Below are 19,461 nucleotides of genomic sequence, written 5' to 3'. Positions count from 1 at the left end.
GCAGCGACGTGGCCATCCAGGGGCCGGTGCGAGCGACCCTGGATGGCCACGCCCCTTCGGGGCTCGCCATGACGAATTGAGTACAGGTCGGGCGAGACGGCCCTCAGTTGCCGTACAGATACTCCGGCAGCCACAGCACGATGCCGGGCCAGATGTACATCAGCACCATGCACAGGATCACGACCAGCATGTACGGCATCATGCCGGCGAAGATCTGGTTGAGGGTGACGTGCGGCGGCGCCACCCCCTTCAGGTAGAAGGCCGACATCGCCACCGGCGGCGACAGGAACGCCGCCTGCAGGTTGACGAAGACCAGCACGCCCCACAGCACCGGGTCGATGCTGAAATGCTTCAGCAGCGGCAGGAAGATCGGCACGAAGATGATGATGATCTCGGTCCATTCCAGCGGCCAGCCGAGCAGGAAGATGATCGCCTGCGACAGGATCATGAACTGGACCGGCGACAGGTCCATCGACAGCACCCAGCGCTCGATCAGCGCCTGCCCGCCCAGCAGCGCGAAGACGGCGGAGAACAGGGCCGAGCCGACGAACAGCCAGCACACCATGGCGGTGGTCTTGGCCGTCAGGAACACCGCCTCCTTGGTCCGCTTCCAGTTCAGGGTCCGGGCCTGCAGCGCCAGGAGGAAGGCGCCGGCGGCGCCGACCGCGGCGGATTCGGTCGCCGTGGTGATGCCGAACAGGATCACCGCCAGCACGAGGACGGTGAGGATGCCGAGCGGCATCACCGACGAGGCCAGCAGCTTCAGCATCTCGAAGCGCTCGGCGGTCATGCGCCGGTAATAGCGGAACAGCACCACGGCCGCGGCCAGGGCCACCAGGCCGAAGGCGATGGTGAAGCCGGTGCCCGGCCCGAGCTCCGCGCCGGTGGCCGGCGCCGCGGTGGCGACCGGTGCGCCGAGCTGCTCCAGCCCCTCCGGCACCGCCTCCGCCTCGGCCGATCCCTGCGGGTAGATCACGACGTACCACCAGGCCAGCGCGAGGGTCAGCGCCGTCAGCACCAGCGGCACCAGCGCGGTGCCGAAATTGCCGGCCAGGCGGCCATAGGTCAGGCGCCCCGTCCCGGTGTCGAGCGCGGTCGCCCGGGACGGCGAGACCAGGGCCTTGGCCAGCCCGACCAGCATGTTGCGCGAATAGGCGGCCTGGAAGGCCCGCATCCAGCCCGGCACCGGCACCCGGGTCTGGTCCTCCGGCAGCCGCGGCGCGACCTTCGGCTGCAGCAGCGCCCAGCCGATGATGTAGACGAGGTACAAGAGGGCCAGGAAGAAGCCCGGGAACATCGCCGCGGCGTAGAGCTTGACCACCGACTGCCCCGCCACCGCGGCGTAGACGATGATCATCACCGAGGGCGGGATCAGGATGCCGAGCGTGCCGCCGGCGGTGATCACACCGGAGGCGAGCCGGACGTCGTAGCCGGCGCGCAGCATCGGGTTGAGGGCGATCACCCCCATCAGCACCACCACGGCGCCGACCAGGCCGCTGGCGATGCCCCAGAAGGTGCAGACGATCAGCGTGGCGACGGCCAGCGAGGCCGGCACCCGGCGGGCGGAGAGCTGGATGCTGTAGAACATCTTGTCCACCAGCGCCCCGCGCTCCATCACATAGCCCATCAGCACGAACAGCGGGATCGACACCAGGACGTCGTTGGTCATCGCCCCGTAGGTGCGCTGGACCATCAGGTCGAACACCCGGTTGTCCCACCACGGCTCGGACGGGTCGAAGAAGGCGTAGAAGCCGAAGAACATGCCGAGGCCCATCAGCGTGAAGGCCGTCGGGAAGCCCATCATGATGACGACCACGATGAGCCCCAGCATCGCGAGTCCGAGCGCCCCGTCGCTCATGTCTGCAGATCTCCTCCCTGCCCGCGCTGGCGCGCCGTCTCGTCGATCTTCTGCGCCCGCTCGATCGCGTCGCGGCGCGTCGCCTCGTCCACATGCTCGCTCTGCGCCAGCTGCTCCTCGACGACGTCGATCTCGGTGACGTCCTTGAGCCGGCTGGGCCAGGTTCCGGTGCGCAGGCAGGCGACGCAGCGCAGGATCTCGGCCAGGCCCTGCAGCATCACCAGCGCCCCGGCCACCGGGATCACCGCCTTGAAGTGGTAGATCGGCGGCCCTTCCGCGGTGACGGTCGAATGCTCGTTGATCCGCCAGGACAGCTCCGCATAGCTGTACCCGGCATAGACCAGGGCGGCGATGCCGGGCAGGAAGAACATTATGTAGAGCACCAGGTCGAACGCCGCCTGGGTCCGCGGCCGCATCGAGCCATACAGGAAATCGCCGCGGACATGGCCGTTCTGGGCCAGGGTGTAGGCACCGGCCAGCATGAACAGGCTGCCGTAGAACATGTTGCTGGCGTCGAAGATCCAGGCCGTCGGCGCGTTCAGGATGTATCGCTTGAAGACCTCGACGCAGATCAGGGCCATCAGCCCGATGATCAGCCACGCCGCGGCCTTGCCGACCCAGGTGCTGACGCCGTCGACCAAGTGCAAAAGTCGCTGGAGGCTCATGCGGTGCAGCCGGCTGCCGGAGGGAAGATCGGGGCACGGCGCCGTCGGAACGCGTCCGGACGGCGCCGTGCCCGGCTGCGGTGTCAGAGCTTGCTCGCCGCCGCGTTCGCTCCGAAATAATGGTCGAAGGCCAGACGCCGGTTGACGACGGTGTCCTGCTCCCACCGCGTCGCCCGCTGGGCGAAGGCGATCTGCGATTGCAGGATCTCCTTGAACAGCGGGTTCTCCCCGGCCTTCTTCTTCACCACCTCGTCATAGACCTCGAGCTGCCGCTTCAGGATCGCTTCCGGCGTCTTGTAGAACTTGACGCCGTCCTGGCTCTGCAGCTCGCCGTAATCCTTCGAATAGCGGTCGATCGCCTTCCACTGCATGTCCTGCGACGCCGCCTCGGTCGCGTTGGCGATGATGGCCTTGATCTTGTCGGGCAGTGCGTCGTACTTGGTCTTGTTGAACAGGACCTCGAACTGCTCGGCGTTCTGGTGGTAGCTCTGCAGCATGCAGATCTTGGACACGTCGGGGAAGCCGAGCATCCGGTCCGAGGAGGCGTTGTTGAACTCGGCGGCGTCGAGCAGGCCGCGGTCCAGCGCCGCGACGATCTCGCCGCCCGGCAGTGCGTTGACCGCGGCACCGAGGGCGGTGAACACGTCGATCGAGATGCCGACGGTGCGGAACTTCAGGCCCTGCAGGTCTTCGACCTTGGCGATCGGCTTCTTGAACCAGCCCAGCGGCTGGGTCGGCATCGGCCCGTAAGGGAAGGAGACGACATTGGCGCCGATCGACTCGTACAGCTTCGCCAGCAGATCCTTGCCGCCGCCGTATTTGTGCCAGGCCATCAGCATGTTGGCGTCCATGGCGAAGCCGGGACCGGATCCCCAGAGCGCGAGCGCCGTCTGCTTGCCGTAATGGTAGACCAGCACGCCATGGCCGCCGTCGAGCGTGCCCTGCGACACCGCGTCGAGCAGGCCGAAGGCCGGCACCACGGCGCCGGCCGGCAGCACCTCGATGGCCAGGTCGCCGCCGGTCATGTCGTTGACCTTCTTGGCGAAGTCCTGCGCGAATTCGTGGAAGATGTCCTTCGAGGGCCAGGTGCTCTGCCAACGCATATGCACCGGCCCCTGCGCCTTGACGATCGCCGGCGCGGCGACGGTCGCCGCCGCGGCCACGGCCGCGCCGCTCAGGAACCGGCGGCGCGACCCTTTCGATGCCGCGACGGGCGGCGTGGACTCCCGATCATGGATGGTCATGAAAGCCTCCCCTGTTGGGCGCCTGGAACGCTTCGGCCGGCGTCCCTCGATGCGCAATAAAGTCCCAGCTTGTCACAGATGATGGCAAGAATCATCCGGCAGGATCGGCGTCACAGATTCGACCTTCGTCGCAGTCGCGGATTGCGCCTCCAGCCCCTGCCGCAAACCGGCCGCGGTGCGGCGCGGCCTCGATTGACTCCCGACCTCCGCCCCGCTTTAGTCCCTCGGCGCCCAGCGATGCCTGACGGGGAGTGACGGGATGAAGAAGGTCTATCCGGATGCCACGGCGGCGCTGGCCGGCGTGCTCCGCGACGGGATGATGGTGATGGCCGGCGGCTTCGGCCTGTGCGGCATCCCCGAGAAGCTGATCGACGCCATCGCCGCGAGCGGCGTCAAGGGCCTGACCGTGATCTCGAACAATTGCGGCATCGACGGCGTCGGCCTCGGCAAGCTGCTCGAGCGCGGCCAGATCAAGAAGATGATCTCGTCCTATGTCGGCGAGAACAAGCTGTTCGCCCAGCAGTACCTGTCCGGCCAGCTGGAGCTGGAGTTCAACCCGCAGGGCACGCTGGCCGAGCGCATCCGCGCCGGCGGCGCCGGCATCCCCGCCTTCTTCACCAAGACCGGCGTCGGCACCATCGTCGCCGACGGCAAGGAGGTGCGCGAGTTCGACGGCGCCGAATACGTCATGGAGCGCGGGCTGTTCGCCGACCTGGCCATCATCAAGGCCTGGAAGGGCGACACCGAGGGCAACCTGATCTACCGGATGACCGCCCGGAACTTCAATCCGATGATGGCCACCGCCGCCAAGGTGACGGTCGCCGAGGTCGAGGAACTGGTCGATGTCGGCGGTCTCGACCCGAACCAGATCCACACCCCCGGCATCTATGTGAAGCGCATCCTTCAGGGCCGGGACTACGAGAAGCGCATCGAGCAGCGCACCACCCGCCCGCGTGCGGCCTGAGCAGGAGACAGACCATGGCCTGGACCCGTGAGCAGATGGCCGCCCGCGCCGCGAAGGAGCTGGAGGACGGCTTCTACGTCAATCTCGGCATCGGCATCCCGACGCTGGTGGCGAACTACATCCCCGAGGGCATCACCGTGGCGCTGCAGAGCGAGAACGGCATGCTCGGCATGGGCCCCTTCCCCTATGAGGGCGAGGAGGACCCGGACCTGATCAACGCCGGCAAGCAGACGATCACCGAGCTGCCGCAGTCGAGCTATTTCAGCTCGGCCGATTCGTTCGCCATGATCCGCGGCGGCCATATCGACCTGTCGATCCTCGGCGCCATGCAGGTGTCGAAGGACGGCGACCTCGCCAATTGGATGATCCCCGGCAAGATGGTGAAGGGAATGGGCGGGGCGATGGACCTGGTCGCCGGCGTCAAGCGCGTCGTCGTGATCATGGAGCACAACGCCAAGGACGGCACGCCGAAGCTGCTCGACGCCTGCGACCTGCCGCTGACCGGCAAGGCCGTGGTCGACCTGGTGATCACCGAGCTCGGCGTGTTCGAGATCGGGCCGCAGGGCCTGACCCTGACCGAGGTCGCCGACGGCGTCACCGTCGAGGAGATCCGGGCCAAGACCGAGGCGCCCTTCGCCACCCGGCCCGGCCTCGTCTGATCCAGCCCCGATGACGGGCACGCCGCTGGCGGGGCATGACCGCTACGGCTACAGCGCGATCACCCGCCGGCCGGGCTATGCTTGGCCGGACGGGACGCGCCTCGCCGTCTATCTCGGCCTCAATCTCGAGCATTTCGCCTTCGGCGAGGGGCTGGGGGCGGAGCTGGCGCCGGGCGGGCCGCAGCCGGACGTGCTGAACTATGCTTGGCGCGACTACGGCAACCGGGTCGGCGCCTGGCGCCTGCTGGAGCTGTTCGACAGCCTGGCCCTGCCCTGCTCCGCCATCGTCAACGCGTCGATCTACGACCATTGCCCGGAGCTTCCGGCCGCCTTCCTGGCCCGCGGCGACGAGATTGTCGGCCACGGCCACAGCAACTCCGAACGCCAGGGCGTGCTGCCGGAGGCCGAGGAGGCAGCGCTGATCCGCCGCGCCACCGACGCCATCGCCCGCCATGCCGGGGCCTCGCCGAAAGGCTGGCTCGGCCCTTGGATCTCGCAGAGCCTCCGCACCCCTGACCTGCTGCACGAGGCTGGCTACGATTACCTGCTGGACTGGTGCCATGACGACCAGCCGGTGTGGATGCGCACCCGCGGCGGCCGGATCCTGTCGGTGCCCTATCCGCAGGAGCTGAACGACATCCCGGCGATCGTGGCGCGGAAGATGAACGCCGACGCTTTCGCCGACATGGTGATCGGCCAGTTCGACGAGATGCTGGAGCAGCAGGGGCACGGCCAGGCACTGGTGATGGGCGTGGCGCTGCACCCCTACATCGTCGGCCAGCCCTACCGGCTGCGCCAGCTGCGCCGCGCCCTCGCCCATATCGCCGCCCGGCGCAGCGAGGTCTGGATCACCACCGCCGGCGCCATCGCCGCCCACGCCGCCGCCCTGCCGCCCGGGACCGTGCCGGGCTGACGACGCTTGCCCACGGGCGGCGCCGGGACCAGATTAGGGCTTTCGCACATGCGAGAGACCGGCCCCATGCCCGACGGCACTCCCGAGGCAAGCCTCAAGCTCGTCGCCGACATCACCGCCATCGACCCCGCCGCCTGGGACGCCTGCGCCGGGCGGGACAACCCGTTCCTGTCGCACGCCTTCCTGTCGGCGCTGGAGCAGAGCGGGTCGGCCACCGCCGAGGCCGGCTGGCTGCCGCAGCACCTGGTGCTGGAGGAGCCGGACGGACGGCTGCTGGGCGCCGTGCCGCTGTACCTCAAGGGCCATTCCCAGGGCGAATACGTGTTCGACCACAGCTGGGCCCGGGCCTATGAGCAGGCGGGCGGCCACTACTATCCGAAGCTGCAATCGGCCGTGCCCTTCACCCCGGTCACCGGCCCGCGCCTGCTGGTCCGCCCGGGCGCCCCGGCGCAGACCGCCGACTTGCTGATCCACGGGCTGGAGCAGGCGGCGCTGGCCCACAAGGTCTCCTCGGTGCACGTCACCTTCCCGACCGAGGCCGACTGGGCGCGCTTCGGCGCGGCCGGCTGGCTGCAGCGGATCGGCGAGCAATATCACTGGGAGAATGACGGCTACACCGGCTTCGACGACTTCCTGGCCACGCTGAACAGCCGCCGCCGCAAGGACATCCGCAAGGAGCGGCAGCGCGCGGTCGAAGGCGGCATCCGACTGACCGTGCTGACCGGCGACGACCTGAAGCCGCGGCACTGGGACGCCTTCTTCCGCTTCTACCGCAACACCAGCGACCGGAAATGGGGCGACCCGTACCTGACCCGGGAATTCTTCGCCCGGATCGGCGAGACCATGGCCGACCGCATCGCCCTGGTGATGGCGGAGAAGGACGGCCGCTGGATCGCCGGCGCGCTGAACCTGATCGGCAGCGACACGATCTACGGCCGCAACTGGGGCTGCGACGGCCGCGACTACCCCTTCCTGCATTTCGAGGCCTGCTATTACCAGGCGATCGACTTCGCCATCGCCCGCGGCCTGAAGCGGGTCGAGGCCGGGGCGCAGGGCGAGCACAAGGTGATGCGCGGCTACCGCCCGGTGCGCACCTACAGCGCCCATTGGATCCGCGACCCCGGCTTCCGCCGCGCCGTGGCCGATTTCCTGGCCCGCGAGACCCGCGCGGTCGAGGCCGGCATCGAAGACCTCGCCGAGCACCTCCCCTTCCGGCAGGATTGCCCCTAGCCGCATCCCGGCATCACGAGGCGACGGCCGGCAGGCAGGGCCGGCGAACGGAGGGAGAGAGACGATGGATCTCGACAAGCTCTTGGGTGCGTTGGCGCAGAGCGGCATGGGCCGCTCCTCTGGCGGCGGGGCCGGCGGCGTCGATATCGGCGGCATCCTCAGCCAGGTGCTGGGCGGAGGCGGCATGGCCGCGGCCCCGGCGGGTCGATCGGGCGGCGGCCTGGGCGGGCTCGGCGGGCTGCTCGAGGGCCTGGGTGGCGGCGGCTCATCGGGCGGCGGGCTCGGCGATATTCTCGGCGGTCTCACAGGTGGCCGGAGCCGGGGCGGCGGCCTTGGTGGAGGCCTGGGCGGCGGGCTGATGGCGATCATCGCCACGGTCGCCATGCAGGCGCTGCAGAACCGCGGCGGAGGCGCCGCCGCGGCGCCGTCGGCGAGCATCGACGAAGCCCCCGCCATCACCCCCGTGCCCTCCCGGTCGGGCGGCGGCGGCTTCCTCGACATGGCCGATTCGGTCGGCGGCGGGACCCGGGCCGCGCCCTTGATCGGGCAGGACACCGCGCACCGCATCATCCGCACCATGATCGCGGCGGCGGCGGCCGATGGCACCATCGACGAGGCCGAGGCCACGGCGATCCAGGTCCATCTCGGCGAGGAGGACGAGGAGGAGCGCGCCTTCATCGAGCAGGAGCTGAGCAGCCCGGCGACGCCGGAGCAGCTGGTGGCGGGGGTAAGCGGCCCGCAGGAGGCGGCCCAGGTCTACACCGCGGCACTGCTGGCCGTGACCATGGATTCGCCGGAGGAGAGCCGCTTCCTGAAGCAGCTCGCTTTGGCGCTGCGCCTTGACGCCCAGACCATCGCCTCGCTGCACCAGACGGTGCGGCAGGGACAGTGATCGCAGGTTGGGTTCGCCCCTGGCGAACCCAACATTTCGAGGCCCGAGCGGTTGGGTTCGCATTCGCGAACCCAACCTTGCCGCCCTCCTAAAATTCCGTCTCCAGCACCCGGTCCGGCGGCACATGGCCGTCGACGAAGCTGCGGATGTTGACGATCACCTTCTGCCCCATGTCGATGCGGCCCTCGAGCGTGGCCGAGCCCATATGCGGCAGCAGCACCACGTTCGGCAGCTTCAAGAGCTTCGGATTGACGTTCGGCTCGCGCTCGAACACGTCGAGCCCGGCCCCCGCCAGCTCGCCCTGCTTCAGCATCTGCGCCAGCGCCGTCTCGTCGATCACCTCGCCGCGCGAGGTGTTCACGATCAGCGCGTCGCGGCGCAGCAGCTTCAGCCGCCGGGCCGACAGCAGGTGGAAGGTCGCCGGGGTGCGCGGGCAGTTGACCGAGACGATGTCCATCCGCGACAGCATCTGGTCCAGGCTGGGCCAGAAGGTGGCGTCCAGCTCGGCCTCCACCTCCGGATGCACCCGGTTGCGGTTGTGGTAGTGCACCGACAGGCCGAAGGCGCGGGCCCGGCGCGCCACGGCTTGGCCGATCCGGCCCATGCCGATGATACCGAGCCGCTTGCCGCCGAGCCGGGCGCCGAGCATGCCGGTCGGGCTCCAGCCGGTCCATTGCCCGCCGCGGACCAGCCGTTCCCCCTCCGCCAGCCGGCGGGCCACGGCCAGGATCAGGGCCATGGTCATGTCGGCCGTGTCCTCGGTCAGGACGCCGGGGGTGTTGGTCACGGTCAGCCCGCGCGCCCTGGCGGCGCCGAGGTCGATATGGTCGACGCCGGTGCCGAAGCTGGCGATCAGCTTCAGCTGCGGCCCGGACTTGGCCAGGAGGTTGGCGTCGATCCGGTCGGTCACCGTCGGCACCAGCACGTCGGCCTCGCCCATCGCGGCGATCATCTGCTCCCGGTCCAGCGCCACGTCGTCGTGGTTCAGCCGGGTCTCGAACAGCTCCATCATCCGGGTCTCGATGACATCCGGCAGCTTGCGCGTGACGATGACGAGCGGACGTTTTCTCTCGGCCATGGCGGAACCAGTCCCGGCAACCCCGTTCGCGCCATAGAGCAAGCCGGGCGGGCGATTGTCCAGAGCCGGACTGTGACCGAGGTCACCGTCCCGCCGAAGAGTCGCGTAGGATGATGGCGTCAACCGGCTGGTGGACGATGCGGGACGAGACCGATTTTCGCGGCGCGCTGCAGCGGCAGGCGCGATGGCCTTTGACGGCGGGGGCGCTGGCGCTCGCTGCCCTGGCGGTGCCGCTCGCCGTCGATCCCGCGCTCGGCGCCACTTTCGTGGCGCGGGCCGAGCTGCTGTATTGCGGCATCGCCACGCTGATCCTGGCCGGCCTGGCCGCCCATGCGCCGCATCGCCGCTTCGGTCCGGCCAACACGGTGACGCTGTCCCGGATCGTGCTGATCTGCCTGCTCGCCGCGCTGATGGGCACGGCGGCGCCGGACGAGGACTGCCTGTGGCTGATCGCCGGGTTCGCCACGCTGGCCCTGGCGCTGGACGGGGTCGACGGCTGGGCGGCCCGGCGCAGCGGCCTGGCCTCCCGCTTCGGCGCCCGATTCGACATGGAGGCCGACGCCTTCTTCGTCCTGGTCCTGTCCGTGCTGGTCTGGCAATGGGGCAAGGTCGGGATCTGGGTGCTGCTGATCGGGGCGATGCGCTACCTCTACGTGGCGGCTGGCGCCGCCTGGCCCTGGCTGCGCGGGACGGTGCCGGACAGCCATGCCCGCAAGGCGGTCTGCGTGATCCAGATCCTGGTGCTGATCGCCTGCCTGGCGCCGCCGATGCCGCGTTCGCTGGCCGAGATGCTGGCGGCGGGCGCGCTGGCGCTGCTGGGCTGGTCCTTCGGCCGCGACGCGGTCTGGCTGTGGCGGCAGCGGCGGCGGGTTCCCGCGTGAACGCCATCGCCCGCGCCGCCGGCATCGCCCGGTCCCTCGCCATCTATCGCGGCATCCCCGGGCGCTCCGCCCGCTTCCGGCGCTTCTTCTCGACCCTGATCCGCCCCGGCGAGCTGTGCTTCGACATCGGTGCCCATGTCGGCAACCGCAGCCTGTGCTGGGCCGGACTCGGCGCCCGGGTGGTGGCGGTCGAGCCGCAGCCCGATCTCGTCCGGCTGCTGCGCCACAGCTTCCGCTTCCATCCCGGCATCACCCTGGTCGAGAGCGCGGTCGGTGCCGCCCCCGGCACCGCCACCCTGCATCTCAGCAGCCGCACCCCGACCGTCGCCAGCCTGTCGCCCGACTGGATCGGGACGGTGTCGAAGGCGGAGAGCTTCGCCTCGATCCGCTGGGACCGGCAGGTCGAGGTGCCGGTGACGACGCTGGACGCGCTGATCGGCCGCTTCGGCACCCCCGCCTTCTGCAAGATCGATGTCGAGGGCTTCGAGGCCGAGGTGCTGGCCGGGCTGTCCCGGTCCCTTCCCCTCCTGTCGGTCGAATATGTCCCGGCGGCGTTGTCGGCCACCCTCGCCGCGCTGGACCGGATCGAGGCGCTGGGCCGCTGCCGCTTCCAGGTCTCGGTCGGCGAAACCGGGCGCTTCCTGTGGCCGAACTGGCGCAGCGGGCACGAATTGCGGGCCTGGCTGTTGACTCGATCGCCGGGGGACCGCTCCGGCGACATCTACGCGCTGGCCGAGGCATGATGGACACCGCCTGGATCTGGCTGCTCGACCGCCGCGCCGGCCGACCGGAGGCGCCGCTGCCGTCCGACACCGCGGCGCGCGACCGGATCGCGCTGCTGCGGCCCTTCGCCGAGGCCGAGGGCCGCTTCGCCCTGGCCCATCTCGGCCAGAGCATCGACGGCCACATCGCCACCGGCTGCGGCCAGTCGCAATACGTCACCGGCCCTTGCAACCTCGACCATCTGCACCGGCTGCGGGCGCTGGCCGACGCCGTGCTGGTCGGCGCCGGCACCGTCGCCCATGACGACCCGCGGCTGACCACGCGCCGGGTCGACGGGCCGAACCCGGTGCGGGTGGTGCTGGATCCCGGCCGCCGGCTCGACGCCGGCCACGGCCTGTTCACCGACGGCGCCGCCCCGACGCTGCTGCTCTGTGCCGCCGACCGCGCCGACCGGCCCGCCGGTGCGGCGGAGATCATCGGCCTCGACGACCCCTGCCCCGCCGCGGTGCTGGCGGCGCTGGCCGCGCGCGGATTACGGCGGGTGCTGATCGAGGGCGGCGGCACCACGGTGTCGCGCTTCCTCGCCGCCGGGGTGCTGGACCGGCTGCATGTCGCGGTGGCGCCGATCATCATCGGCTCCGGCAAGGGCGGCCTGCGGCTGCCGGAGATCGCCCATCTCGACCAGGCCCTGCGCCCGCCCTGCCGCACCTATGCCATGGGCGGCGACGTGCTGTTCGACTTCGACCTGCGCGGGACGGCCGGCCCGGCCTAGCCGACCAAACCCAGTTCATGCGCAAACGCCGCGGCCTGGGCCGGCCAGCCCGGCAGCCGGGCGCGCGCCGCCAGGCCGGCCACGCGCAGCCGCAACCGCGCCCCGGCATCGGTCAGCAGCCGGCGCAGCGCTTCGGTCAGCGCGTCGACATCGCCCGGCGGCACCAGGATGCCGGCATCGGGCGGCACCGTGTCCGGGATCGCGCCGCCGGTGGTGCTGACGATCGGCAGGCCGCGCGCCGAGGCCTCGGCCAGGGCCATGCCGTAGCCCTCGTGATGCGAGGGCAGCACGAACAGGTCGGACCGGTCGTAATGTTGCAGCAGCGTCGGCTCGTCGATCTCGCCGACGAAGCGGATGCGGCCGGACAGGCCGGCGTCCTCCACCGCCGCCAGCACCGCCCGGGCGTGCTCGGCATCGCGCTCCAGGCTGCCGGCACAGACCAGCCGCCAGGGCAGCGCGGCCAGGCGCTGCAGCGCGGCGACGAGGTCGAGATAGCCCTTGCGCGGCGTCAGCGTGGCGACGCAGAGCAGCACCGGCGCCGTCTCGCCCGATCCCTGGGCCGGCGGGGTCGGGTCGGTGCCCGGCAGCACCACGCCGATCCGCCCGGCCGCGACGCCGTAGCCGAAGAGGTCGCGAGCCGTGCCGGGGCTGGTGACGATCACCCGCCGAGCCGCCGCCAGCGCCTGGCGCTCGCTACTTTCCAGCGACTGGCGCTGCGCCTGGCTCAAGCCCTGCTCGAAGGCCAGCGGGTGATGGATCAGCGCCACCAGCCGCAGCCGGCCGGCCTCCGCCGCCATCTGCCGCGGCAGCACGCTGAAGGCCAGCCCGTCGACCACGGTCAGGGCGTTGTCCGGCAGGCGCTGCAGCACTGCGGCGGCCTCTGCCATCTCGGCCTCACTCGGAAAGGGGAAGCCATCCCCCAGCCGGTGCAGCGTCACCCGGCGGCCGAGTCCCCGCAGCCCCTCGACGATGCGCTTGTCGTAGATATAGCCGCCGGTGCGCGACTCCGGGTCGCCCGGCAGCAGGAACGCGATGCTCATCGCGCCAGCCGGCCCTCATAGGAGGCCCAGGCGACATGCGATTCGTGCAGGGTCACAACCAGGCTCTCGATCGCCGCCGCGCCGGCCCCGAGCTCGCCCGCCGCGATCCGGGCGGCGATGCGGTCGAAGATGGTGCGGGCCAGCACCTCGGTCGTGGTGTTCCATCCGGCGAAGGCCGCTTCCTCGTCCAGGTTGCGGTAGTTCAGCTCGTCCATCACCGTCTTCAGCGCGGTCGAGGCCAGGCCGATATCGACGACGATGCCGTCCTCGTCCAGCTCCGCCCGGCGGAAGGCCAGGTCGACCACATAGGTGGCGCCGTGCAGCTTCTGCGCCGGGCCGAACACGGCGCCGCGGAAGCTGTGGGCGATCATGAAATGGTCGCGGACCGAAACCGTGTACATGCTCATTCCTCCGGGTAGCGGATGCGCTGGCACAGCGCGCCGGCGGGGTCGGCCGCCAGCCGGGCCAGCACCTCGGGCAGGTCGTCGAAATCGCAGTCGCCGCTGAACAGCACGTCCAGCGCCGGGTCGAGCAGCAGTTCCAGCGCCTTGGCCATGCGCCGGGCGAAATCCCAGCGCGGCCGCTGCGCCGTCGCCACCATCCCGACCTGGGAGGAGCGCAGGACCAGGCGCCGGGAGTGGAAGGCCTCGCCCAGCGGCAGCAGCACCGGCGTGCCGCCGTACCAGCTGGCCTCGACCACCGTGGCCTCGACCCCGGCGAGGCCGAGCGCGGTCGCCGCCCCCTTCGGACTGCCGCTGGCATGGATCACCAGGTCCTGGTCGCCCGGCGCGTCCGGCGGCAGGGCGAAGCCGACCCCGAGCGCCGCGGCGACCGCCGCCCGGCCGGGATCGGTGTCGACCAGCGTCACCGTGCAGCCCGGGATCCGCCCGGCCAGCCGCGCCACCAGGCAGCCGACGACGCCGGCGCCGACCACGGCAATGCGGTCGCCCGGCCGCGCCGCCGAGTCCCAGATCACGTTCAGCGCCGTCTCCATATTCGCGGCCAGCACCGCCCGCTCCGGCGGCAGGCCCTCGGGCAGCGGCGTCACCGCCGCCGCCGGCACGACATAGGCGGTCTGGTGCGGGAACAGGCAGAACACGTCGCGGCCCAGCAGCGCCTCCGGCCCGGCCTCGACCGTGCCGACATTGATGTAGCCGTACTTCACCGGCCCGGGGAACACGCCGGCCTGGAACGGCGCCCGCATCGCCTGGTGCTGGCTGGGCGGCACCTTGCCCTGGAACACCAGCGCCTCGGTGCCGCGGCTGAGGGCGCCGAAGCGGGCGCGCACGCGCACCTCGCCGGGCCCCGGCTCGGGCAGGGTCTCGGTGCCGATCCGGGCCTGGCCCGGCTTGAGGATCCAGAGGGCGCGCGCATCCATGATGCCCCTGGAATAAGCCGCCGCGGCGCCCCTGGCCAGGGGCCAGCGCCGCGTGCCAGCCAGACGGGACGGGAAAAACCGGCTACCGCTGCAACACAGGGGCCGGCCTCGCGCATTGTCTCCGGCCGGCGGGTTCCGTAGCTTGGGGCCGCAATCGGGAGGATGGGCATGTTTCTCGGCATCGATCTCGGAACCTCGGGGGTCAAGGTGGTGCTGGTCGACGGCGACCAGCGCGTGGTCAACCAGGAGGCGGTGCCGCTCTCCGTCTCCCGCCCGCACCCGCTGTGGAGCGAGCAGGACCCCGAGGAGTGGTGGCGCGCCACCGACCAGGCCGTGGTCGCACTCAAGGCCCGGCACGCCCAGGCCCTGTCCGGCGTCCGCGGCATCGGCCTGTCCGGCCAGATGCACGGCGCCACGCTGCTGGACCAGGCCGACCGGCCGATTCGCCCGGCGATCCTGTGGAATGACGGCCGCGCCGCCGCCGAATGCGCCGAGCTGGAGCGGCGCGAGCCGCGGTCCCGCGCGATCACCGGCAACCTGGCCATGCCCGGCTTCACCGCGCCGAAGCTGCTGTGGGTGGCGGCGCACGAGCCCGACGCCTTCGCCCGCACCCGCCGGGTGCTGCTGCCGAAGGACTATCTCCGCCTGCGCATGACCGGCGCCGCGGCCTCGGAGATGTCGGACGCCGCCGGCACGCTGTGGCTCGATGTCGGCGCCCGGCGCTGGTCCGAGGCGATGCTGGCGGCCACCGGCCTGAAGCTGTCGGCGATGCCGGAGCTGTTCGAGGGCAGCCGGCCGACCGGCACGCTGCGGCCCGAGGTCGCCGCCGCCTGGGGCGTGCCGGCCGATGCGGTGGTGGCCGGCGGGGCCGGCGACAACGCGGCCGGGGCCGCCGGGGTCGGGGTGATCCGCCCGGGCGACGCCTTCCTGTCGCTCGGCACCTCGGGCGTGCTGTTCGTCGCCGATGCCGGATTCGCGCCGAACCCGGCCGAGGCCGTGCATGCCTTCTGCCACTGCCTGCCGGACACCTGGCACCGCATGTCGGTGATCCTCAGCGCCGCCTCGGCCCTGTCCTGGCTGGCCCGGCTCTTGGGCGGCACCGAGCCGGAGCTGCTGGCCGAGGCCGAGGTCGCCGATCCCGACATCGGCGACCTCTTGTTCCTGCCCTATCTCTCCGGCGAGCGCACGCCGCACAACGACCCGACGGCGACCGGCGTCTTCCTCGGCCTGACCCATGCCACCGGCCGGCCGCAGCTGGTCCGCGCCCTGCTGGAGGGCGTGGCCTTCGCCTTCGCCGACGGCCAGGCGGCGCTGACCGCGGCCGGCACCGCCATCGGCGAGGTGTCGGTGATCGGCGGCGGCGCCCGGTCTCCATTCTGGGGCCGGATCCTGGCGGCGGCGCTGAACCGGCCGCTGCACTACCCGGCCGGCGGCGAGCTGGGCCCCGCCTTCGGCGCCGCCCGGCTGGGCCGGCTGGCCGCCACCGGCGAGGCGCCCGAGGCCGTCTGCACCCGGCCGCAGACCGCCCATGTGGTCGAGCCGGACGCGGCGCTGGCGGAGCGCTATGCCGGCAAATACGAGCGCTTCCGGGCCTTGTACCCGATGCTGAAGCCGGCCTGGGCGGGGGTGAAGCTATGAAGAGATCAGCGAGCAACGGCGTGACCCCGGCTCAATACGACTCTTGGTTCCGCCAGAAGGTCGCCGAAGGCATTGCCGACGCCCGCGCTGGGCACGTCCTTTCAGGAGAGGACGTCGAGGCTGAATTCGCTGAACGGCGGGCCGCCACGCTGAGCGAGATCGGCAAGCAGGTGGCTCCCAAATAGTTTCGCTGTCCTGTTCCGGCCTGAGAGACCGTTTGGAAATGCGCTGGCGTGAGTCGGATGGCGGTGGTTTCGAGAACCGGAGCGCAGCGCGCATTGGTGCGTGAGCACCGGAAGCTTCGAGTCCGCCGTCAGACGGCCGCGCCAGTAGCATTTACAGGCGGTCTCTACTCTCCCGCCACCGCGCCGAGGCTGGCGACGACCACCAGGGCGATGCCGGCGAGCTGGGCCGGGCTGAGCGCCTGGCCGAGCACGGCGAAGCCGACCAGCGTGCCCAGCGCCGGCTCCGCGCTCATCAGGATGCCGAAGGCCCGGGTCGACATCCGCCGCAGGGCCATCATCTCCAGCGCGTAAGGCAGCAGCGGCACCAGGATGGCGAGGCCGATGGTGATGCCCAGCACCGGCAGCGGGATCTGCCCGCCATTCTCCGCCAGCCCCCAGGGGGTGGCGACCACCGCGGCGACGGCCAGGGACATGGTCAGCCCCTGCAGCCCCGTGAAGGCCTGGCCGACCCGCTTCATCAACAGGATGTACGTGGCCCAGCCGCAGGCGGCGCCGAGGGCGAAGAGGGCGCCGACGGGGTCGACCGTCCAGTCGGATCCGTCATGCACCAGCAGCACCACGCCGACCAGGGCGAGGACCGGCCAGACCGCATGCCAGGCGCGGCGCATGCCGAAGGCGGCAACGCCGAGCGGTCCGAGGAAGTCGATCGCCGTGGCCAGGCCCAGCGGGATGCGGATCACGGCCTGGAAGTAGCACAGCGTCATGCCGGCCATCGCCGCGCCCAGCAGGATCGCCCCGCGCCAATGCGGCCAGCTGTAGGACAGGATCCTTGGCCGGGTGATCAGGGCCAGCAGCAGCGCCGCCCAGGCGAGCCGCAGCCAGGTCGTGCCCATCGGGCCGAAGCTCTCCAGCGTCGGCGTCGACAAGGCGGCGCCGAGCTGGACCGAGGTCATCGAGCCCACCGCCATCAGGGATGCGACGGCGATCCCGGCGGTCGTGGCCGATGCATTGTTGGAATCGGTCGCCATGTTGCTCGAATCGGGCTGTCCGGTCGGGACGGCAGTATAGCGAAGCTCAGACCGGCCGCTTGTCGAAGGCAAGCCGCACGGCGAAGCCGGCCAGCAGGCTGCCCATCACCCAGCGCTGCACCTGCAGCCAGGTCGGCCGCGCCGCGAACCAGGCGGAGATGCCGCCGGCCGCCAGCACGATCAGCAGGTTGACGCTGAAGCTGATCGCCACCTGGGTGGCGCCCAGCACCACGCTCTGCGCCAGCACGTGGCCGCGCTCCGGGTCGATGAACTGCGGCAGCAGCGAGACGTAGAAGATCGCGATCTTCGGGTTCAGGAGCGCGGTCAGGAAGCCCATGGCGAACAGCTTGCGGGGCCGGTCGGGCTTGAGGTCGCGCCGCGGCCGCAGCGGCGAGCCGGCGCCGGGCCGCACCGAGGTCCAGGCCATCCACAGCAGGTAGCCGGCCCCGGCCAGCTTCACCGCCTCATAGGCCAGCGGCACGGCGAGCATCAGCGCGGTGAGGCCCACGGCGGAGGCCAGCATGTAGCAGAGCAAGCCGAGCACCACGCCGGCCAGCGAGATCGCCCCGGCCAGCCGGCCCTGCAGGATCGAGCGCGACAGCAGGTAGATCATGTTCGGCCCGGGGGTGCAGACCATGCCGAGCGCGATCAGGGCGAGGCCGGCCAGGCCGGTGGGGCTGACGATCATCGACGGGTTCCTCGGCAGAAGCGAAGCCGAGCATCGCGGCCCGCCTCGCCGCCGGGCAATCGAAACATTGCTCTCGGGGCAAGATTTGCCTCAGAGACCGTTTGGAAATGCGCTGGTGTGAGTCGGATGGCGGTGGTTTCGAGAACCGGAGCGCAGCGGACGTTTATCAATTCGGTGACAGTGCATGAATTCCGCAGCTCGATGAACTGGACTGCACCCCTGGATGCCCGGGTCGAGCCCCGGGCATGTCAGTCAAAGGAGACTTTGAGCGATCACGCCAGCGCCGGCCCTCACCCCTTCACCAGCGAGCAGCCGCCCTCGGCCTCGGGCCGGAAGGCCTTGTCGGCCGGGATGGTGGCGCGCAGATTGTACAGGTCCCAGTCGCCCTTGGACTCGGCCGGCGCCTTGACCTGGAACAGGTACATCGGGTGGATGTGGCGGCCGTCGGCGCGGATCCGGCCCTGGCCGAACAGCGGGTCGTCGCTGGGATTGGCCTTCATCCAGGCCATCACCGCCGCCGGGTCCTTGCCCTTGGTCGCCGAGACCGCCTTCAGGTAATGGGTCAGGCTGGCATAGACGCCGGCCTGGATCATGCTGGGCATCTGGCCGCCCATGCGCTCGGCGAAGCGCTGGGAGAAGGCGCGGGTGCCGTCATTCATGTCCCAGTAGAAGGCCTCGGTCAGCAGCAGCCCCTGCGCCGCCGGCAGGCCCAGCGTCTTGACGTCGCGGATCGTGGTCAGGAGGCCGGCCAGCTTCTGGCCGCCGGCCTGCAGCCCGAACTCCGCCGCCTGCTTGATCGCGTTGATGGTGTCGCCGCCGGCATTGGCGAAGGCCACCACCTTGGCGCCCGAGGCCTGGGCCTGCAGCAGGAAGGAGGCGAAGTCCTGCCCCGGGAACGGGTGGCGGACCGAGCCGGCGACGGTGCCGCCCTGGGCCTTGACCTGGGCGCTGGCGTCGCGCTCCAGCGCATGGCCGAAGGCGTAGTCGGCGGTGATGAAGAACCAGGTGTCGTCGCCCTGCGCGATCAGCGCGCTGGCGGTGCCGTGGGCCAGGGCCCAGGTGTCGTAGGTCCAGTGCACCGTGTTGGGCGAGCATTGCGCCCCGGTCAGGTCCGAGGTGCCGGCGCCGGAATTGAGGAAGACCTTGTTCTTGTCGCGGGTGATCTGGCTGACCGCGAAGGCGACCGAGGAGGTCGGCACGTCGAGGATCGCGTCGACGCCGTCCTGGTCGTACCATTGCCGGGCGATGTTCGAGCCGATATCGGGCTTGTTCTGGTGGTCGGCCGAGACGATCTCGACCGCCACCCCCTTGTCGACCGCGGCGTAGTCCTCCACCGCCATCCGCGCCGCCACCACCGAGCCTTCGCCAGTGATGTCGGCATAGACGCCGGAGCGGTCGTTCATCACCCCGACCTTGACCGCGGTCTGCGCCTGGGTCTCGCCAACGGACAGAAGGCCGGCCGCGACCAGGCCCAGCGCCAGGACATGAAGCTTCATCGTCTCCCCCCGAACTGGTGTTTTCGTTGCCGGAGATGATGACAGGAAGTCTGTCCGATCGACAAGCAAGCCGGGATTAGGGCCAGGGCAATCGCTTGAAGCGCCGGTGGCGGATAGGGCGCAGTCCGA

General features: G+C 70.7%; 20 protein-coding genes. 10 read left to right on the top strand and 10 right to left on the bottom strand.

The window, feature by feature from the left end:
• Positions 1–103: 103 nt before the first annotated feature.
• The 3 genes from AAHM41_RS07220 to AAHM41_RS07210 all read right to left on the bottom strand — a co-directional run bounded on the left by AAHM41_RS07220 (position 104) and on the right by AAHM41_RS07210 (position 3,767).
• The gene (locus tag AAHM41_RS07220; protein WP_342235847.1) at positions 104–1,858 is read right to left on the bottom strand and encodes a TRAP transporter large permease; all 1,755 of its coding nucleotides are present in this window, start codon (positions 1,856–1,858) and stop codon (positions 104–106) included.
• Positions 1,855–2,523 (bottom strand): TRAP transporter small permease subunit, encoded by a 669-nt coding sequence (locus tag AAHM41_RS07215; RefSeq protein ID WP_342235846.1) that lies wholly within the window; start codon positions 2,521–2,523, stop codon positions 1,855–1,857. The genes AAHM41_RS07220 and AAHM41_RS07215 overlap by 4 nt, the downstream gene beginning before the upstream one ends.
• Positions 2,524–2,606: 83 nt before the next feature.
• Positions 2,607–3,767, bottom strand: coding sequence for a TRAP transporter substrate-binding protein (locus AAHM41_RS07210; RefSeq protein WP_342235845.1), 1,161 nt, complete (start codon positions 3,765–3,767; stop codon positions 2,607–2,609).
• Between the two features lie 259 nt (positions 3,768–4,026).
• Here AAHM41_RS07210 and AAHM41_RS07205 point away from each other — a divergent pair, with 259 nt between their 5' ends.
• From AAHM41_RS07205 to AAHM41_RS07185, 5 genes are all read left to right on the top strand, one after another.
• Positions 4,027–4,731 carry a CoA transferase subunit A gene (locus tag AAHM41_RS07205; protein WP_342235844.1) on the top strand — a complete coding sequence of 235 codons (705 nt, stop codon included), beginning with the start codon at positions 4,027–4,029 and terminating at the stop codon, positions 4,729–4,731.
• Positions 4,732–4,745: 14 nt separating this feature from the next.
• Complete coding sequence (locus tag AAHM41_RS07200; protein WP_342235843.1) at positions 4,746–5,390, top strand: CoA transferase subunit B; 645 nt, start codon at positions 4,746–4,748, stop codon at positions 5,388–5,390.
• 10 nt (positions 5,391–5,400) lie between these two features.
• Positions 5,401–6,303, top strand: coding sequence for a polysaccharide deacetylase family protein (locus tag AAHM41_RS07195; protein WP_342235842.1), 903 nt, complete (start codon positions 5,401–5,403; stop codon positions 6,301–6,303).
• Positions 6,304–6,369: 66 nt separating this feature from the next.
• A complete protein-coding gene (locus AAHM41_RS07190) occupies positions 6,370–7,533 on the top strand; it encodes a GNAT family N-acetyltransferase (protein WP_342235841.1) in 1,164 nt (387 codons plus the stop codon).
• A gap of 64 nt (positions 7,534–7,597) precedes the next feature.
• Positions 7,598–8,425, top strand: coding sequence for a tellurite resistance TerB family protein (locus AAHM41_RS07185; RefSeq protein ID WP_342235840.1), 828 nt, complete (start codon positions 7,598–7,600; stop codon positions 8,423–8,425).
• 88 nt (positions 8,426–8,513) lie between these two features.
• Here the strand turns inward: AAHM41_RS07185 and AAHM41_RS07180 are convergent, their stop codons facing one another.
• Positions 8,514–9,503 carry a 2-hydroxyacid dehydrogenase gene (locus tag AAHM41_RS07180; RefSeq protein WP_342235839.1) on the bottom strand — a complete coding sequence of 330 codons (990 nt, stop codon included), beginning with the start codon at positions 9,501–9,503 and terminating at the stop codon, positions 8,514–8,516.
• 110 nt (positions 9,504–9,613) lie between these two features.
• On the opposite strand from AAHM41_RS07180, the gene AAHM41_RS07175 reads away from it, so the two are divergent.
• From AAHM41_RS07175 to AAHM41_RS07165, 3 genes are read left to right on the top strand one after another with little or no spacing between them, the layout of a single operon-like run.
• A complete protein-coding gene (locus tag AAHM41_RS07175) occupies positions 9,614–10,384 on the top strand; it encodes a CDP-alcohol phosphatidyltransferase family protein (protein WP_342235838.1) in 771 nt (256 codons plus the stop codon).
• Positions 10,381–11,127 carry an FkbM family methyltransferase gene (locus AAHM41_RS07170; protein ID WP_342235837.1) on the top strand — a complete coding sequence of 249 codons (747 nt, stop codon included), beginning with the start codon at positions 10,381–10,383 and terminating at the stop codon, positions 11,125–11,127. Before AAHM41_RS07175 ends, AAHM41_RS07170 begins: the two co-directional genes overlap by 4 nt.
• The gene (locus AAHM41_RS07165) at positions 11,127–11,879 is read left to right on the top strand and encodes a RibD family protein (protein WP_342235836.1); all 753 of its coding nucleotides are present in this window, start codon (positions 11,127–11,129) and stop codon (positions 11,877–11,879) included. Before AAHM41_RS07170 ends, AAHM41_RS07165 begins: the two co-directional genes overlap by 1 nt.
• On the opposite strand, the gene AAHM41_RS07160 is transcribed toward AAHM41_RS07165, so the two are convergent.
• From AAHM41_RS07160 to AAHM41_RS07150, 3 genes are read right to left on the bottom strand one after another with little or no spacing between them, the layout of a single operon-like run.
• A complete protein-coding gene (locus tag AAHM41_RS07160; RefSeq protein WP_342235835.1) occupies positions 11,876–12,919 on the bottom strand; it encodes a glycosyltransferase family 4 protein in 1,044 nt (347 codons plus the stop codon). The two genes, AAHM41_RS07165 and AAHM41_RS07160, sit on opposite strands and share 4 nt — an antisense overlap.
• Positions 12,916–13,320, bottom strand: a complete 405-nt coding sequence (locus AAHM41_RS07155; RefSeq protein ID WP_342235834.1) for a 6-pyruvoyl trahydropterin synthase family protein — start codon at positions 13,318–13,320, stop codon at positions 12,916–12,918. The genes AAHM41_RS07160 and AAHM41_RS07155 overlap by 4 nt, the downstream gene beginning before the upstream one ends.
• Before the next feature lie 2 nt (positions 13,321–13,322).
• Positions 13,323–14,297: a zinc-dependent alcohol dehydrogenase gene (locus AAHM41_RS07150; RefSeq protein WP_342235833.1), complete on the bottom strand. Its 975-nt coding sequence runs from the start codon at positions 14,295–14,297 to the stop codon at positions 13,323–13,325.
• Between the two features lie 168 nt (positions 14,298–14,465).
• Between AAHM41_RS07150 and xylB the strand changes: the two genes are divergently transcribed.
• Positions 14,466–15,935: a xylulokinase gene (xylB, locus tag AAHM41_RS07145; protein ID WP_342235832.1), complete on the top strand. Its 1,470-nt coding sequence runs from the start codon at positions 14,466–14,468 to the stop codon at positions 15,933–15,935.
• Positions 15,932–16,120, top strand: a complete 189-nt coding sequence (locus AAHM41_RS07140) for a hypothetical protein (RefSeq protein ID WP_342235831.1) — start codon at positions 15,932–15,934, stop codon at positions 16,118–16,120. The genes xylB and AAHM41_RS07140 overlap by 4 nt, the downstream gene beginning before the upstream one ends.
• Positions 16,121–16,284: 164 nt before the next feature.
• Here the strand turns inward: AAHM41_RS07140 and AAHM41_RS07135 are convergent, their stop codons facing one another.
• The 3 genes from AAHM41_RS07135 to AAHM41_RS07125 form a co-directional block, all read right to left on the bottom strand.
• On the bottom strand, positions 16,285–17,148 hold the full coding sequence (locus AAHM41_RS07135) for an EamA family transporter (RefSeq protein WP_342235830.1): 864 nt from the start codon (positions 17,146–17,148) through the stop codon (positions 16,285–16,287).
• A gap of 46 nt (positions 17,149–17,194) precedes the next feature.
• On the bottom strand, positions 17,195–17,836 hold the full coding sequence (locus AAHM41_RS07130) for a LysE family translocator (RefSeq protein ID WP_342235829.1): 642 nt from the start codon (positions 17,834–17,836) through the stop codon (positions 17,195–17,197).
• A 290-nt stretch (positions 17,837–18,126) separates the two neighbouring features.
• Positions 18,127–19,332, bottom strand: coding sequence for an ABC transporter substrate-binding protein (locus AAHM41_RS07125; protein WP_342235828.1), 1,206 nt, complete (start codon positions 19,330–19,332; stop codon positions 18,127–18,129).
• Between the last annotated feature and the right edge of the window lie 129 nt (positions 19,333–19,461).

The organism is Inquilinus sp. OTU3971, assembly GCF_038440215.1.
The sequence above is the reverse complement of the archived record's forward strand: the minus strand, read 5'-3'. Positions and strand labels throughout refer to the sequence as shown.